Consider the following 17,139-nt stretch of genomic DNA (forward strand, 5'->3'; position numbering starts at 1 on the left):
ACGGAGCTCCGCGGCCCGGTGCGAGCGCAAATCCGCCGGCCTACCGCCAACCACACAAGGCAGCCCTGAGTGGAACACCTCAGGAATCGGAAATCGCGGGGCTCCGGAATTTCATGGGTAGATCGCGCCTCTCGAGGCTAGTCCCGACCGCCGGCTACCAATCCATCACCACCTTGCCCGAACTGCCGCTCCGCATCGCGTCAAACCCCGTCTGGAAATCGTCGATGCCGATGCGGTGGGTGATGAGGCCGGTGACGTCGAGCGGGCCTTGCACCAGTGCGATCATCTTGTACCAGGCTCGAACATCTCGCGGCCATAGATGCCCTTGAGATGCAGCATCTTGAAGATGACCTTGTCCCAGTCGATCTCGAAGCCGGTCGGCGCGATGCCTAGAATGGCGATCTTGCCGCCATTGTTCATGGCGTCGATCATGTCGCGGAAGGCGGGTGCGGCGCCAGACGTTTCGAGACCGACGTCAAAACCTTCGGTCATGCCGAGCGCCGGCATGATATCGCGCAGCTTTTCCTTCGAGGCGTCGACGACATGCTGGACGCCGAGTTTTTTGGCCAGCGACAGCCGCACCGGGTTGATGTCGGTAATGACGACCTTGCGCGCTCCGACGCATTGCGCCACCAGCGCGCCCATGATGCCGATCGGCCCGGCGCCGGTGACCAGCACGTCCTCGCCGACGAGATCAAACGACAGCGCCGTGTGGACCGCATTGCCCAGGGGATCGAAGATGGCGGCGATCTCGTCGGGGACGTCGTCAGGGATCGGCACCACATTGTGCTGCGGGATCGCCAGGTACTCGCCGAAGGCGCCGGGGCGATGGGCGCCGACGCCCAGCGTGTTGCGGCAGAGATGCCCTCGCCCGGCGCGGCAGTTGCGGCAATGACCGCAGACGATGTGGTCCTCGCCGGAGACGCGCTGGCCGATCTTGTATTCGGTGACCGCGGCGCCGAAATCGGCGACCGTGCCGACGAATTCATGGCCGGTCACCATCGGCACGGGCACGGTCTTCTGTGCCCACTGATCCCAATTGTAGATGTGCACGTCGGTGCCGCAGATCGCGGTTTTCCTGACCTTGATCAGCACATCGTTGGGGCCGATCTCCGGCACCGGCACCTCTTCCAACCAGATGCCCGGTTCGGCGCGAGTTTTGACGAGTGCGCGCATCATGTTGGATATCAGCCAATCACTCCGAGTTCGCGGCCGACCTCACCGAACGCTGCAACTGCCCGGTCGATATCGGCTGCCGAATGGGCCGCCGACATCTGCGTCCTGATCCGGGCTTGGCCCTTGGGCACGACCGGGAAGGAAAAGCCGATCACATAGATGCCGCGCTCAAGCAGCATATCGGCCATCTGCGAAGCCAGCGCAGCATCGCCGATCATCACCGGAATGATCGGGTGATCAGCTCCGGCCAATGTGAAGCCGAGCTTTTCCATGCCGGAGCGGAAGCGCTGCGCGTTCTCGTAGAGACTTTCACGCAGCCGGTCGCCCCTCTCGATGATGTCGAAACCTTGAGCGATGCTGCCGCGATCGCTGGCATCAGTGTGTTGGAGAAGAGGTAAGGCGATCGCTGGCGCAGCCAGTCAACCACCGGCGTGCTCGCCGCCGTATAGCCACCGGAGGCACCCCCCAACGCCTTGCCCAGCGTACCGGTGATGATGTCCACCCTGCCCTCGACGCCGCAATATTCCGGCGTGCCACGGCCATGCTCACCGACGAAGCCGACAGCGTGGCTGTCGTCCACCATCACCATTGCATCATATTTTTCCGCGAGGTCGCAGACGCCCGCCAAATTCGCGATGATGCCGTCCATCGAGAAGACGCCGTCGGTTGCGATGAGCTTGAAGCGGCTGCCTTCAGTCTTTTTCAGTTCTTCCTCGAGGCTCTCCATATTGTTGTTGGCATAGCGGAAGCGTTTCGCTTTGGAGAGCCGCACGCCGTCGATGATCGAGGCATGGTTGAGTGCGTCGGAGATGATCGCATCCTCTTCGGAAAGCAGCGTCTCGAAGAGGCCGCCGTTGGCGTCGAAGCTGGAACCGTAGAGGATCGCGTCTTCCATACCCAGGAAGCTCGATATCTTTGCCTCGAGCTGCTTGTGTTCCTCTTGTGTGCCGCAGATGAAGCGCACCGAGGCCATGCCGTAGCCGTATTGGTCGAGCGCCGCCTTCGCCGCCTCGCGCAGCTCTTCGCTGTCGGCAAGGCCGAGATAGTTGTTGGCACAGAAATTGAGCAGCTTGCGGCATCCAACCTCGATCTGGGACGACTGGGGCGAAGTGATGACGCGCCTCGCGCTTGTACAGGCCCTCCGCCTCGATCTGCGAAAGCAGCTCGAGAACGCGGTCTTTGAGAGTGGTGCCATACTGCCTTCGCTTCCACTGGTGATCTTCGCGGCCTTGCTCATACGATTTCTTCCCTGTGCACGCGTAACATGCGCTCGAAGTGGCTTGGATCGTGTGCTTTGAGGGTTGCAGCTTCCCGGGGCTGGTAAAGATCCCAGAGACGCGAAAGCCAAAAGCGAAATGCTCCAGCGCGTTGCATCGCGGGAAGCAATATGCGCTCGGCTGGAGTAAGCGCTCGAACGGATTCATAAGCGCCTAAGAAAGCGGCTGCCCGCTCACCGTCTTGGCGGCCGGTGCAGTCATCGACACACCAGTCGTTGAGGCACACGGCAATATCGAATAGGAAGGCGTCGCATCCGGCGAAGTAGAAATCAAAACGCCGGTTAGCTGACCACCGTCAAACAACACGTTGTCACGAAGAGATCAGCGTGCACCGGCCCCTTGGGGAGTTGCTCGTAGGCGGAGGACACAGCAATTCGGTTTTGAAAGGTCAACTCGCTGGTGAGCAGCGACCGTTGTTCATCGGACACGTATTGGCCGACCACCGGCACCACTTCGTTCCACCATTCGAGCCCCCGCAGATTGACCTGGTGTCGTGGGTAATCGGTTCCGCCAGGTGTATTTGCGCCAGGATGTCCCCAATAGAGCGACAATGCGATACTGTCGGTGCTGTCAAGCTTTCGCCAGGAAGCCTGTTGACGACCACAGCAGGCCGGCCTTTCAGCGAGTGAAGGATTTCGCCCCTCGCGTTGGCAACCGGATTCGGGACCGGCATTCGCCGCGCCGCAAGGTGTTTTATGAGATGGAGGTAGAAAGGGAATTGTTCGAATGTGAGGCGCTCAAACAAGGTGAGCACATACTCTCCGGATTCGGTATCTACGAAGTAGTTCGTGTTCTCAATTCCGGTCGTGATGCCGCGAACAGAACGCGGCCAGCCTAGACCCAGCGCCCCAAAGAACGCTGCGACTTCGTCGACTGATAGCTCCGTATATACAGCCATGGCGGAAATAGCGGTCTCCGATTGCTCAAGCCGGTCTTCAACGGGCCGCACCGTGCAAAATTTCGGCGACGTAGGTCTTTACGGTCTGTCCATCGGCGGGAAGGACCTTAAATCGCCTCGGCAAATCTTCTATTCCGTCGAACCGTTTTGGACGGCTTGGCTCGTGGCCCAAAGCCTCCCTGATGATCTCCGCAAATTTGACCGGCAGGGCCGTCTCGAGCACGATCATCGGCACCTCCGGGACGGAGTGCCTGCGTGCGACCGTGATGCCGTCAGCTGTGTGTGGGTCGACCAGCGTGTTGAAGCGGCGCCAAGTGTCACGGATCGTTTCCAACCGGTCGGCGTGCGTGCTCTTGCCGCTGCAGAAGCCAAAACGAGCGGCCACCTGCGCGAGGGCGGAATCCCCACTGAGATCGAACGAGCCTCGTCCCCTGAGTTGGTCGTCGAAGATTGATTTCGTCCGGCTCGCATCGCGACCGAGCAGGTCGAAGACGAAACGCTCGAGATTGGAGGCCTTGGAAATGTCCATCGATGGGCTTGATGTTTCGTACGTGTCCGCCCGGCCCCGCACGCGATATACGCCGGTGCGGAAAAACTCATCGAGCACATCGTTCTCGTTGGTTGCAATGACGAGACGGGATACGGGAAGTCCCATCGTGCGCGCAACGTGACCAGCACAGATGTTTCCGAAGTTGCCCGAAGGAACAGTGAAGTCGACCTCTGATGCGTTCCCCGCAGTGACCTGGAAGTAGGCGGAGAAATAGTAGACGACCTGAGCCACCAGCCGGGCCCAGTTGATCGAATTGACGGCGCCTATCCGGTGGCGCCTCTTGAAATCACCATCGCCGGACACGGCTTTCACAATATCCTGGCAATCGTCAAACACCCCTTCAATGGCGATGTTATGGATGTTTTCGTCCTGCAGGCTGAACATCTGGGCTTGCTGAAAGGTGCTCATGCGTCCGTGCGGCGACATCATGAAGACCCGCACCTCCTTCTTGCCGCGCATGGCATATTCCGCCGCGCTGCCCGTGTCGCCACTGGTCGCCCCGAGGATGTTCAACTCCTCACCCCGTCGCGCCAGTTCATACTCGAGCAGATTGCCAAGCAACTGCATCGCCATGTCCTTGAACGCCAGCGTGGGGCCGTTCGACAGTTCCGCAACGTGGAGACAAGTCTCAAGCGCGCGCACCGGCGCGATCCTGGCGGTCCCGAAAATTTCGGACGTATAGGTCTTCGCGCAGATAGCCTTCAGATCGGCGGGCGGAATATCGTCGATGTAGAGCGACAGGATCTCGAAGGCGAGGTCCGGATAGGACAACCTCCGCCACCGATCCAGCATTGCGTCATCCACACGCGGGTAGGTCTCGGGCACATAGAGCCCGCCATCCGGGGCCAGACCTTCAAGCAGTATCTCGCAAAACTTCCTGCGTTCGGGGTGGCCGCGCGTCGAGATGTAGTGCATGTGATGCTCTTCCTTGTAGACGCGATCGTTCAGCCGGGGCCGCAGTGCTCCATGGTCGATGGGCCGCCAGCTCTAGCCGTCAGCGTCGGGCCCGCCACCAGGCAATCTTGTCCTGCAGGCCATAGCGACGATTGTTGGTGCGCGTCAGGCGTGACTTCCGGCTGATCTTCAGATAGCGGCGATGTCCAGCTTCGAGCCGTCGACCAGACGCGACAGGCGGAGCGGTGTAGGATCGACGCAAGGCGTGTCGTTTACGACAAGCTCTGCAGCCAGATAGCCCAGCCCCGGACCCAAACCGAAGCCGTGGCCCGAGCAGCCCGCCGCGAGGACGAGGCCCTTCACCCCGTCCACCTGCGACACCACAGGCACTGCGTCCGGCGTGCAATCGACGAAGCCTCCCCAGGCGCTATCGATCTTTATATCGCCGAGTTGGGGAAAGGTTTTCCGGACACTCTCCACAACTTGGCTCACCAGCCATTTCAAGGGCGGAGGATCCAGCACGCGATTCTGTTCGAAAATCCGATCGTTGTTGGTCAGCAGCGCCGGCATTGAATCCGGCCCCGAAACGAACGATTGGCCGATGCCGAGCCTGACGTTCTTCAGGCGACGCAAGAATTGTGGCATGAATTCCCGGCTATACCGGATAGCCTGGGGCGTGATTTCGAGGTTTGCCTTGCCGCTGATCGCAAGCGTATAGCTGCCGTCCAGTCGGCGCGTGATCGTGCAGTAGGGTGTGGAGATTGCCTCGCCTATGTTGATTGTCGGGGTGGAACGCAGCGCGGTCTGCCGGATGCTCGCTTGGGGGAAACTGATCCCGAGCGGCCTAAGGAAGCGCGAGGACCAGGCGCCAGCGGCGCACAGCACCGCGCTGGTTCTGATGTAGCCCTTCTCCGTGTGCACGCCCGCAATCTTGCCATTGGCCAAGTCGAGCGCGCGCGCGGCGCATTCCTGATGGATGGTGGCGCCCAGAGCTCTGGCCCCTTCGGCGATAGCCGGCGCGGCAAGCGCAGGTTCGGCCTTGCCATCCCGGCCCGAATAGGTCCCGCCGACCCATTTGTCGCGCGCTTCGGGGACGCGCTCGGCCACCTCCGCCCGGCTCAGCATGCGGGTGTCGACCTCGTATTCCCTGGCGACCTCGCGCCACCTTTCCCAGCCGGCGAGTACAGCCTCGTCGTGAGTCGCAGAGACCAGACCGCAGCGTCGAAATCCAAGGTCGCGATTGATATCGCGCGTCAGTTCGTCCCACAGTCGCATGGAGATCACCGAGAGCGCCAGTTCGCGCCGATCGCGGTTCTGCTGGCGGCACCAACCCCAGTTTCGGCTCGATTGTTCACAGGCGACGTGGCCCTTCTCGAGCAGAGCCACAGAGAGGCCACGCTTCGCCAGGAAATAGGCGGCCGTAGAGCCGAGGATGCCGCCGCCGACGATGACGACGTCGACTTCGGCCGGGAGACGCTCATCGCTGTGAATACGTTCGACTCGGGGCGACATGTTCCAACCAACCTCGGCTGCCAAGAATGCGGAAGCAAAGTTCCGATCAGCCCTTCATCGCATCGTGCGCTCGAAAGAATGTGCCGAAATCATCCAGGACTTCGCCAGATGTGCGGGTTTTTGATCCCCGATCGATACGAACTGCTCAAGCCCGACCGAGTTCCAGTTCGGCGCAGGGCGGCGCAGCCTGGTCGCGAGTCCGTTGGTTCGCGCTTGAGGGTCTTGAGCCTGCATGCGAAGTTATGGGCGGCAACGTCTTCTGGTTGATTCCATACCGCTTCGCCAGCGCCCTCAAGCTTCGCGGTGCCTACAGCCGGTCCGCAGCGACGAACGGTCAAAAGGCCGTCACCTTTGGCCGTCAGCGGCGGGCGCGCCACCAAGCGATCTTGTCCTGCAGACCATAGCCTTTGATGATCGCCGGCAAGAACCAGGGGTCGCCCCTATAGAAAGGGATGGAAGCCGGCGGTCGGAAGTCGAAAGCCGTGCTGGCTTCCGTCGCGCGACCCATCAGCTTGGAGGCGGCACGCGTACCGACCCACGGTGCCCAGACCACACCCGAACCGCAAAAGCCCGTGGCATAGACGATGCCATCCTTTTCGAAGATGCGGGGCAACATGTCGCGGTTCATGGCCACGTTGCCGAACCAGCTGTGCGAAAAGCGAACCTTCTCCAGCTCCGGGAAAAGCTCTACCAGACCGTTACGCAGGCGGAGCGTCGGGGCTGCCGGATCGCTGTTGCCGCGGGAACTGTCTCGCCCACCGAGCAGAATGCGCGTGCCGTCGGGCGAAGGACGATAGTAGAAGCCTAGCTCCCGGTTCTCGCCCATCATCATCAGCTTCGGCATCAGCCGCGCCATCAATTCATGCGGAAGTTCCTCGGTGGCGATAATTCGGCTGCGGACGGGAACCAGGCGGCGGCGCAGGAAGGGACTGGCCCCATCGGTATAGCCGTTCGTGCAGACCAGGACCTGCCGCGCCTGCACCGTTCCGGCCGAAGTGGCGACGCGGAACCCCGACCCATCCCTCTCGATCGAGGTCACAGGCGTTTTTGAATGCACCGTCAGACCCGAGGCGAGCGCCACCCGCAAGAGCTCGGCGTGGAACTTGGCCGGGTGCAGCCCACCGATGTCCATCCGAACCGTGCCGCCGCGGTAGAAGTCGGTGCCGATGTAGTTGCACTGCTCGGCACGCGGAACAGCGTAGGATTCGATCCCCAGCCTCTTCGCCAGCGCCTCGGCGCCGCGTGCCATCTTCTCGTACTGGTCGTATCCGAGAGCACCCATGAACCGGCCGACCAGCTGGAAATCGCAGTCAAGCCCTTCCGTCTTAATCAATTCATAGAGAAATTCGCGCGCGACCTTGCCCTCGGTTTCAATCGCCATGGCCTTCTGTTCACCGAAGCGCCGTGTGATCGTGGCATAGTTGGGCCGGATGCTCCCGCTGGTAATTCCACCGTTGCGCGTGGAAGCACCCTCGCCCGGATGCATCGCATCAAAAGCGGCTACGGAGCGCCCCTCGCGCGCCAGCACAAGCCCGGCAGAAAGCCCGGCATAGCCCGCGCCGACAATCACCACGTCGAGCTTCTTTGCAACGGGCAGCGGCGGCAGCGGCATGACGGGCGCCGCTTCCCACCAGTAGGGCGTGTTCTTTTCGGCGACTTTTGGCTCTTGCACGTGACTGACTTCTCTTGGCGCTTTCAGGGGTTAGGAACGTTACCGGTCGCGGTATTCAAATATGGTCATCTCGCACGTCCAGAGCATCACGCAGTCCGTCACCAATGAAATTGAAACTGGTCACCGCGATGGTGATTGCCGCTCCGGGAATGATCGCCAACCAAGGTGCGCTGCCCAGATATTGCTGGGCGCCATTGAGCATGTTGCCCCAGCTTGGCAGTGGCGGCTGGATGCCGTAGCCGAGGAAGCTGATGTAAGCTTCCATGAGAATGGCGCGCGCGACGGTCAAAGTGGAAGCAACGATAATCGGTCCCATCGCGTTGGGCAGTATCTCGCGGAACATGATATGTGTGCCGCTCAGCCCCAGCATTCGCCCGGCCTGGACGAATTCGCGCTCGCGGAGCGAGCGGACCTCGGCCTCTACAATTCGGGCTACTTCCATCCAGCTGGTCGCAGCGATGACGACGGTAATCATTATTGGGCTGGGTTTCAGGGCTGCGGCAAGGGCCAGCACAAGGAAGATAGACGGAAAGGCCAGAAAGCCGTCTACCAAGCGCATCAGTGAGGCTCCTATCCAGCCGCCGCGGTATCCAGCAATTACCCCAACGAGCGTGCCGATCAGCGTTGACAACAGCATGGCGAAGAAGCCCACCAGCAACGAGATTCGTCCCGCCATCAAGAGCCTTGCCGCCAAGTCACGGCCGAGTGGATCAGTACCCAGAAAGTGGTGCCCCGTAAGCGGGGGAGCAAAGCGGGCCCGCAGATCGATATACAATGAATCATAAGGCAAGAGATGCGGGCCGACGGCGCAAGCGAGGCTGAGAAGGATGATCATCGCCAAGCCGAGCAGCGCCAGGCGATGCCGCATGAAACGAAGGGCCGCCCGGTTGTTTGTCCATCGGCTTGGAGCTGCATTTGCGGTGAGAGCGGTCATATCGGCTGTCTCCTGTCGGGGAAGTTGCGCGCTCAAGCCAGTCGAATGCGCGGATCGACGATAGCGACGACAATGTCGGCGATCAGGTTTCCAAGCAGAACGAGGATAGCGGAGAACATCAGCAGCCCCATCACAACCGGATAGTCGCTGTAACCAAGGCTATCGAGGAACAACCGTCCCATTCCTGGCCAGGTAAAGACAGTTTCGGTCACCAGCGCGCCGGTCAGGACGCTGGGAAGCTGCATCCCGGCCAACGTAATCATCGGCAAAAGCGCGTTGCCGACGACGTGCTTCATTAAAATCCGGCGTTCACTCAACCCCTTGGCCCGAGCCGTCTTGACGAAGTCCTGGCTGATGGCATCGAGGGTCGCCGTCCGCATGTAGCGGCTCCAGATCGCGACATGGACCAGCGACAGCACGACACTTGGCAGGATCAGATGGTGGAGATAGCCCAGGATCGAGCTATCGCCGATCTCGGACATATTGCCCGCGGGCAGCCAGCCCAGCTTCAAGGTAAAGATGTAGATGCCGACGAGGCCGAACCAGAAGGTAGGGACCGACAATGCAACCATGGCACCGACAGTTGCGAGATAGTCGAATAGCGAGTAGCGGCGCGTGGCGCCCCGGATTCCAATCCAGGCGCCAAGGGAGATCGCAATCGCCGTTGAGGATCCCATCAGCAGCAGGGTGGCAAAGAGATGGCTGCCAATGATCTGCAACACCGGCGCTCCGTCGCGGAAGGAGTGACCCCAGTCGCCCTGCAGCAGCCGCCAAGCCCAGTCCAGATATTGGATCCATATGGGGCGATCAAGGCCCAGCAGCCCCTTGAGGCGCTCGATATCCTGCTGGGTCATGCCGGGGTCGAGCCCGAATTGCGCCAGCGGGCCCCCCGGCAGAAGGTTCAGAATCCCGAAGCCGATGATCGAAACGATCACAAGCATCACCAGGCTCTGCGAGAGGCGATTGAGCAGGAAGCCGCGCATTCGTGTCCTCCGTTGTGGGTTGGCGATTTTTGTTTGTTGCCGCCGCGTTGAAATCGGGCGGCGGCAACTGAGTGGATCAGGCCTTCCACTGCCAGGCTGCGGCATGCCACGACGCGGTGCGCGTGTTGGCATTGGGCTCGAAGCCATCCAGGCCCTTCTTGCGCCCGAGGACGGTTGTGTACGCGAACAGCGGCAGGAAGGGCAGATCATGGCGCACCATTTCCTGCACGCGATTGTAGATCCCACGCCGCTCGTCCGGATCGAAGCTGCGAGCCCCCTTGTCGAGCAGGGCATCGACCTCAGGGTTGGAATATTGCGCGGTGTTCGAACCGTGTCCGCCTTGTGCGGCGATTGCCTTCGTATGCAGCCGGTTTGTGGCGTCGGGGTCCGAGGCAATCAGATAGGTGACGCCGGACATGGCGGTGTCAAATTGCGACTTCAGCCAGAAATCCCCCCACATGACAGCAGCCGGCAAGTTTGAGATCGTCATCTCAACGCCGATCTCCGCAAACGTCTGCTGCATGAACTGCTGCGTCTGCTCGCGCAGGTTGTTGCCAGAAGTTGTCGAGTTGGAGAAGGCCAGCCGCACTCCATCCTTGGCGCGGATTCCATCCGGCCCCGGCTTCCAGCCGGCCTCATCCAGGATTTGGCGCGCCCGGTCCAGATTGAACTCCTGAACCGGCAGGTTCGGGTCGTAGTAGAAGGACTCCTTCGGCATGAAGGTCTCGGTGAGGGTGCCGACGCCGTAATAGATCGTGTCGACAATCGCCTTCCTGTCTAAGGCGGCGTAGAGCGCCTGGCGCACTGCCAGGTCCTTGAACTGCGGGCGGCCCATATTCAGGTAGAACGACTCGAGCGATGCGCCGGTCTCCAGTGTCACCAGACGGTCTGGCAGTTCCTGGGCTTCAGTGTAGTGGTCGGGAGTGATGTATGACTGATCGACAAGGTCCACGTCGCCGCTCTTGAACTGAGTGTAGAGCACCGTCATATCGGGAATGTATTTGAAGATGAGCTGTTCGATATACGGACCTTCGCCGGCGTAGTCTGGATTGGCGACGAGTTCGATATGATCGCCCGCGACGCGCTGGCTCCATTTGAATGCGCCGGTGCCGACCGGCGCCTGGTTGAACGCGGCTGCATTCGGATCGGCCTCTTTCTCCAGAATATGCTTGGGCACGATGAAGGTCTCGGCCAGGAACGACAGATAGGGTGCAAAAGGCTCCTTCATCCGCCATGTGATCTCGGTGGGCGAAACCACCGTAATGTCCTGCACGAGCGAATGGCCGCTTGTACGCCAGGCGCGAAACTTCGGGTTCGTGATGAGCTCAAGGGTGTATTTCACGTCCTCGGCCGTGAAGGGCTCACCGTCGTGCCACCGTGCATTGTCACGCAACCGGATGCGCCAGTTGAGGCCGTCCGCTGAGATACCGCCGTTCTTCTGGCTTGGCACCTCGGCCGCTAGATTCGGCTGAAAGACTCCCTTGGCATCCATCCTGACCAAAGCGTCGAAAATCGAAAAATGGACCGCGTCATCGACTTCGATATGCGCCATCAACGGATTGAACACGGTCGGCTCTTGCGAGAGTCCGACGACGACGCGGCCGGCCGGACCTCCGGCAGGGGTCTTGGCGAAAGCGGGCTTGCCAAACAAATTGGGCGCGATCAAGCCTGCAGCTCCACCTAGCGCCATCAGTCGCAGCGCCTGGCGTCTTGAGTAGTTGGATTGAGTCGTTGAATTCTTGGTCATAGCAGTTCCTCTCTTGTGGCGATTTTCGCGTACTTTTCATGCGTTTGCTGCAATTGGATGGGCATTGCCCGGTCTCTCCCCTGGAATCGCCGCCACGAGTTGGCGCGTGTAGGCTGCTTGCGGGTTCAGGAATATCTGCGAGGGCGGTCCGCGCTCGACGATCCGGCCCTTCTGCATCACCGCGATTTCGTCGCAGATCTGGCTGGCGACACGCAGGTCGTGCGTGATGAAGACCATCGACACGCCGGTCTCGCGCTGGATCTGATCCAGAAGCTGCAGGATCTGCGCCTGGATCGACACGTCGAGCGCGGAGACCGCTTCGTCAGCAATCAAAAGCTTCGGCTTGAACATCAAAGCCCGGGCGATGCCGATGCGCTGGCGTTGCCCACCAGAAAACTCGTGCGGATAGCGGCCAAAGGCGCCGGCATCGAGACCGACATGGGCCAGAAGCACCCGCGCTTCTTCGCGCGCCTGGGCATAAGGCATCCCGTGTGCCACCGGGCCTACCGTGATGATGTGGCCGACCGTCGAGCGTGGGTTCAGAGAAGCGAAGGGATCTTGGAAGATCATCTGGATCCGCGGTCGAAGTGGGCGGAACTTCGCTTCGGAAAGCTTGGCTATGTCAGATCCCTCGAACAAAATCTCGCCGCCGTCGCTGTCCAGCAATTTGATCAGAAGCCGGCCCAGCGAGGATTTTCCTGAACCGCTCTCGCCTACGACCCCCAGCGTTCGGCCAGGCGCCAGTTCGAACGAAACCTCGTTCACAGCTTTCACAATTCGCTGCGCGCCGAACAACGCACCGCCACCACGATAGGTCTTCACCAGACCCTCGACCTTCAGGATCGGCACCTTGCTGGCAGGCTCCGCACGAGGGCGATCCTCGCCGATCAGATGAGGTACGGCCGCGATCAGGCGCTGGGTGTAAGGATGCTTGGGTGCCTTCAACACCTGTTCGGCGCTGCCCTGCTCTACGATGTGACCCTTTTCCATCACCACGACACTGTCGGCGATCTCGGCCACCACACCGAAATCGTGGGTGATGAACATCACGCTCATGCCCTTGCGGCGCTGAATTTCGCGGATCAGCTCCAGAATCTGTGCCTGGGTGGTCACGTCGAGCGCTGTCGTCGGTTCATCCGCGATCAGAACCGTCGGCTCGAGCGCCAGGGCCATGGCGATCATGACGCGCTGCCGCTGCCCGCCCGAAAGCCGGAAAGGGTACTGGTGATACATGAGTTCGGGATCTGGCAAGCCCACTTCGGTGAGCAGTTCGATGGCGCGGTTTCGACAGGCTTGTGATGTGCCGAAGCCATGCGCGGCCATGACCTCGTCAATTTGTGCACCCACCGTCATCAAGGGGTTGAGCGCCGAGAGCGGGTCCTGAAAGATCATCGACACGACCCGACCACGCAGATTGCGCAGCTTGTCGGGCGACATGCCGATGATGTTCATCCCCTCCAACTGTATTGAACCCGATGAGACGCGGATCACCTTGGGCAGGAGCCCCATGATCGCGTTCGCCGTGACCGACTTGCCTGATCCTGACTCGCCTATGATGCAGAGGATCTGGCCACGTTTCAGATCGAAGGAAATGTTCTCGACCGCATAGGTTCGTTCCATGCCTTTCGGCAAATTCACCGTGAGGTCGCGCACCGAAAGCGCCACATCGTGAGAGGCTACAGCCTGGATACTTGCGACCATCTGGATCACCTCCCATTCCATCGAAGCGTATCCACCCTGTTGCGGACCGCATCATCGCCCCTTGAGCAGCAACACGTCACCGTAGCAGCCGTAGCCTGGCCATCTCGGCGCTTCGCGCCCTGAGGCTGCGAGAGACGGATTCTGCTCACCCTGGCGGCTCCCTTATGAAAATCCGGCCGTGTACCGGACATTGTTCCCTTTTCTTGGAGAACTCTCCAATCGGGCAGCTCTGCCTATCGGAGGTCCTCGGGAGCTTGCCTGCCGTAAGGAAGGGTACCCCGTTGTTCCAGCCAGTGTGACTGTTCTGTTTCCGCAGAGTCTTCGAAAGTTGGCGCTCGGGCGGCATGAACTTCTGAAAAAAACGTCCGAATTGGCATTTCACTCTGTTTGGCATGGATGATGGTAGCGTGGCATAGGTGAGAGTCTGAGTGTGATTGCCCGAAAATGAATGAGCAATGACGCCAGCGGCCGTGCCGACCTGTCCAAGGCGGGCACGGCATTCCTTGCCCAGGAAATTTGAAGGATCCGCCGCGCCGGAATTTTCCGCATTTGAAATAGATTGGCGACCATCCAGGCGTTGAAGGCAGGCAACAACCGGCGCCACCTGCACGAAGCCCGTGATGCGCCGATGCGATGCCTCATCTGGATACCAATAAAAGGTAGTGCAGAACCAAGCACGGCAAACTGTGCCGCTCATCGGGAAACTCTACCCGGCCCATCGATGCTCGGTTGCTGCTTTTCGATGCCGGTCGACCACATTTAGCTGGGCGAAGCTCGCAGGGCGCTCTTTCAAAGGTGATTTGGGCCCAGGCGGCTGAACTGCGCCTGGAGCCACTCTGCGAGTTCAAACTCCACACCTTGTAGTTCAGTCGAGCCCAACCATATCAACCCGTACTGACTGCCGTCAGGATCAAAGCCAGCAGGTGCCTCCAGGCTTCCTCGTTCCACATCGTCAATCGCGAGTACGAGCGGACTGAGGGCTACACCCAGGCCTGCAGATGCAGCTTCGACAATCAGGGCGTGATTGTCGAAGTAACGGATTTCTGTGGGTCGAAGCGCCGACGGATGGGTCTTCAGCCATTGCGCCCACGCCTCAGGTCGGGTCTTCGACCCGAGAGCGAGATAGTCGCCATGTTCGAACTCTGGCACGAGTTCCGGCCTCATGACAGGCCCAACCCTTTCGGGAAAAAGGGGCCGGACGTTCCACGTCTCAGGCACAGCGAAGTCCAGCCGTCGAATAGCGAGATCGACCTGTTTCTTATGAAAGTCCACAAGCCCTCCACCAACGGAGAGGTGGAGGGCCATGTTCGGATGCGCCACTTGAAGCGCCCCAAGCCGCGGAATGAGCCAACGCATGGCAACTGAAGGCTCGCAGGAGAGCACCAGGGCACTCCTCCCGGCATTGGCAGCACGCAGGCTTTGCACTGTGGCGGCCAACTCGCCGAAAAACCTGCTGAGGGTAAGGTTGAGCGTCTCGCCGGCCGGGGTGAGCCGCAGGCCTCGCCCATTCTTTTCAAACAACCTGACCCCGATGTCATTGGCGAGTTTGGTGATACGGCGACTGACGGCGCCGTGCGTGAGTGCAAGCGAGTCTGCTGCAAGCCGGACCGAGCCCAGCCGCGCTGTTGCTTCGAACGCTCGCAGGTCGTCGAGCGATGGTATGTCTGAGCGATCCATCGGTGACAATATATCACCGATCCCGTCAGAAACTATCGCTATTCGTGGTTGGTGGAGTTTTGTTAATTGATGCATGCGCACCAATCATCAACCCAGTATAGCGGTCCTCGCCGACGACCTCACCAGCGCGGCAGATGGCGCAGCACCTTTCGTCGCCCGCGGCTTGACTGCGTCGATCGGCAGGGGCCAGCTTCCGAGCCGAGCGGCAGCGGTAATGGCAGTCGATAGCGGTTCGCGGTCTGCTACTCCATCGCAAGCGTTCGAGGCGGTCGCTCGATTGACCGCCCGACTTGCCAGCCATACCGTGCTGTATAAAACGGTAGACTCCACACTTCGCGGTCACATAACGGCTGAGCTTGAAGCATGTTTTGCGGCGAGCGGCCGCAAAGCACTGGTGTTTGCACCGGCGTTCCCGCAGGCCGGTCGTACGACGGTGAGGGGCATTCAGCTTGTTGACGGCATTCCGGTCTCGGAAAGTTCGTATGGCCATGACCCTGTGCATCCCGTGCGGCATTCCGCGCTAGTCGACCTGGTCCCAAGCTGCATCAAGAATGTCACGCTGCTTGATGCTGAAACGCAGGAAGAACTCGACTCACAGATTGCTGCCATCGAGGATCCAGCGTCGATCCTTTGGGTTGGCTCTCCTGGAATGGCTACAGCGCTATCGCGGCGTTTTGTGCCGGCGAAGACCCTACCACTGCCATTGCTCGATGGCATCAGCAGCGATGTCTTGGTCGTCATTGGGAGCGCAAATTTGCGCAGTCATCAGCAGGCAGATCAACTCCAGGAGGCTAGCGGCGTTATGCTGCTGCGCGGACCAAGAACGCGCGAAGGGGACTCGGCAGCGGTGCTGCGCCGTATCGCACAAGACGCAGCGCGAGAGCTTCAAAGCCTACGCTTCGGCGCTTTGATCGCCACCGGCGGCGACACGATGGAAGCGATCCTGGACCTTCTCAACGTCCGTGAGTTCGAGATCCTGCAAGAACTCGATCCCGGATTCCCGCTTGGTCTCGCCAGGCTTGGCGATGGGCGCTCGCTCTTGCTCGCTATGAAGGCGGGTGGCTTTGGCGGTGACGACGCTCTGGAGCGCGCCGTCGCGCGGATACGTGGAGCAACCCAATGAAGAACATTCCCCCGCTTGCTCTCACAATGGGCGACGCCTCCGGCATTGGGCCGGAGATCGTGGCGAAGGTGCTTGCGAAGGGCGGCGAACGCGTCGTCGTGTTCGGCAGCTATGTTGTCATGCAGGACATCGTGCGGCGGCTCGGGTTGAACGTCGAGGTGCGACGCATCAATGCGGCCGATGCAGCCCAGTTCCCGCCGCAGGCAATTGAAGTCATCGACACCACCCGGATTACTGAGCCTCCTCCAATCGGGAGTATCAGCGCGATCTCCGGGCAGGCGGCCTTCGACGCCCTCGTTGCAGCGATCGCAGCAGCGAAGTCCGGCGAGGTAAGCGGCATCGTCACGGCGCCGATCAATAAAGAGGCGATGGCCAGCGCGGGTATCAGATACCCCGGCCATACCGAAATTCTGGCCGACTACGGCGGTGCCAAGCGCGTGGCGATGATGCTTGCCAACGATGACATCCGCACAGTGCTCGTCACGATCCACACGTCGCTGAGCAAGGCGATCGAACAAGGCGATTTCGACGCTCAGCTATCCGCTATCCGGCTTGCCCATGAGGGTGGAAAAGCTCTCGGCTTCGCGACCCCGCGTATCGCCGTAGCAGGTCTCAACCCGCACGCAGGTGAAGGTGGCCTCTTCGGCGACGAGGAGATCCGGATCATACGACCTGCAATCGACGCGGCCCGAGCCGAGGGCATCGATGCCACTGGCCCTTATCCTGGCGACACTGTCTTCATGCAAGCACGTCAAGGTCGATTCGATCTTGTGGTGGCACAATACCACGATCAGGGGCTGATCCCTGTGAAGTATCTCGGGCTGGAAAAAGGCGTGAACATCACGCTTGGCCTGCCGTTCGTCCGCACCAGCCCAGATCACGGCACGGCGTTCGATATCGCGGGCCGTGGAATTGCAGACCACGCCAGCTTGGAAACAGCACTTGCCTACGCCAAGCGCCTCGTGTTGGCGCAAACCAAGAAGAACTAGATACGA

Annotated in this window: 12 protein-coding genes and 2 pseudogenes; 2 read left to right on the forward strand and 12 right to left on the reverse strand. The window is 60.6% G+C overall.

Translation table 11 applies throughout. The features are described from left to right. Nucleotides 1–154: 154 nt before the first annotated feature. From tdh to LB555_RS00505, 12 genes and pseudogenes are all read right to left on the reverse strand, one after another. A pseudogene (gene tdh, locus LB555_RS00450) lies at nucleotides 155–1,188 on the reverse strand (L-threonine 3-dehydrogenase). Further along, nucleotides 1,188–2,339 (reverse strand): annotated as a pseudogene (locus LB555_RS00455) (glycine C-acetyltransferase). Before LB555_RS00455 ends, tdh begins: the two co-directional pseudogenes overlap by 1 nt. A gap of 502 nt (nucleotides 2,340–2,841) precedes the next feature. Further along, nucleotides 2,842–3,351 carry a phosphotransferase gene (locus tag LB555_RS29435; RefSeq protein ID WP_210243710.1) on the reverse strand — a complete coding sequence of 170 codons (510 nt, stop codon included), beginning with the start codon at nucleotides 3,349–3,351 and terminating at the stop codon, nucleotides 2,842–2,844. A 37-nt stretch (nucleotides 3,352–3,388) separates the two neighbouring features. Then, entirely contained in the window at nucleotides 3,389–4,816 is a 1,428-nt protein-coding gene (thrC, locus tag LB555_RS00465) for a threonine synthase (RefSeq protein ID WP_224682087.1), read from the reverse strand. A gap of 168 nt (nucleotides 4,817–4,984) precedes the next feature. Further along, nucleotides 4,985–6,307, reverse strand: a complete 1,323-nt coding sequence (locus LB555_RS00470; RefSeq protein WP_140876899.1) for an NAD(P)/FAD-dependent oxidoreductase — start codon at nucleotides 6,305–6,307, stop codon at nucleotides 4,985–4,987. Between the two features lie 358 nt (nucleotides 6,308–6,665). Beyond that, nucleotides 6,666–7,919: an NAD(P)/FAD-dependent oxidoreductase gene (locus LB555_RS00475; protein WP_263488860.1), complete on the reverse strand. Its 1,254-nt coding sequence runs from the start codon at nucleotides 7,917–7,919 to the stop codon at nucleotides 6,666–6,668. 115 nt (nucleotides 7,920–8,034) lie between these two features. After that, nucleotides 8,035–8,913 (reverse strand): ABC transporter permease, encoded by an 879-nt coding sequence (locus LB555_RS00480; RefSeq protein ID WP_140876895.1) that lies wholly within the window; start codon nucleotides 8,911–8,913, stop codon nucleotides 8,035–8,037. 32 nt (nucleotides 8,914–8,945) lie between these two features. Beyond that, nucleotides 8,946–9,896 carry an ABC transporter permease gene (locus tag LB555_RS00485; RefSeq protein WP_140876894.1) on the reverse strand — a complete coding sequence of 317 codons (951 nt, stop codon included), beginning with the start codon at nucleotides 9,894–9,896 and terminating at the stop codon, nucleotides 8,946–8,948. Between the two features lie 76 nt (nucleotides 9,897–9,972). After that, on the reverse strand, nucleotides 9,973–11,643 hold the full coding sequence (locus LB555_RS00490) for a peptide ABC transporter substrate-binding protein (protein WP_140876892.1): 1,671 nt from the start codon (nucleotides 11,641–11,643) through the stop codon (nucleotides 9,973–9,975). Between the two features lie 36 nt (nucleotides 11,644–11,679). Beyond that, on the reverse strand, nucleotides 11,680–13,344 hold the full coding sequence (locus tag LB555_RS00495; RefSeq protein WP_140877679.1) for an ABC transporter ATP-binding protein: 1,665 nt from the start codon (nucleotides 13,342–13,344) through the stop codon (nucleotides 11,680–11,682). 145 nt (nucleotides 13,345–13,489) lie between these two features. Beyond that, nucleotides 13,490–14,041, reverse strand: coding sequence for a hypothetical protein (locus LB555_RS00500; RefSeq protein ID WP_140876890.1), 552 nt, complete (start codon nucleotides 14,039–14,041; stop codon nucleotides 13,490–13,492). Between the two features lie 92 nt (nucleotides 14,042–14,133). Continuing rightward, entirely contained in the window at nucleotides 14,134–15,096 is a 963-nt protein-coding gene (locus tag LB555_RS00505; protein WP_224682089.1) for a LysR family transcriptional regulator, read from the reverse strand. Between LB555_RS00505 and LB555_RS00510 the strand changes: the two genes are divergently transcribed. Then, on the forward strand, nucleotides 15,095–16,144 hold the full coding sequence (locus LB555_RS00510) for a four-carbon acid sugar kinase family protein (protein ID WP_140876888.1): 1,050 nt from the start codon (nucleotides 15,095–15,097) through the stop codon (nucleotides 16,142–16,144). The genes LB555_RS00505 and LB555_RS00510 overlap by 2 nt on opposite strands. Next, entirely contained in the window at nucleotides 16,141–17,133 is a 993-nt protein-coding gene (gene pdxA, locus LB555_RS00515; RefSeq protein ID WP_140876886.1) for a 4-hydroxythreonine-4-phosphate dehydrogenase PdxA, read from the forward strand. The genes LB555_RS00510 and pdxA overlap by 4 nt, the downstream gene beginning before the upstream one ends. Nucleotides 17,134–17,139: the final 6 nt, after the last annotated feature.

Source organism: Mesorhizobium sp. BR-1-1-10, assembly GCF_020165595.1.
GTDB classification, from domain to species: Bacteria; Pseudomonadota; Alphaproteobacteria; order Rhizobiales; family Rhizobiaceae; genus Mesorhizobium; species Mesorhizobium australicum.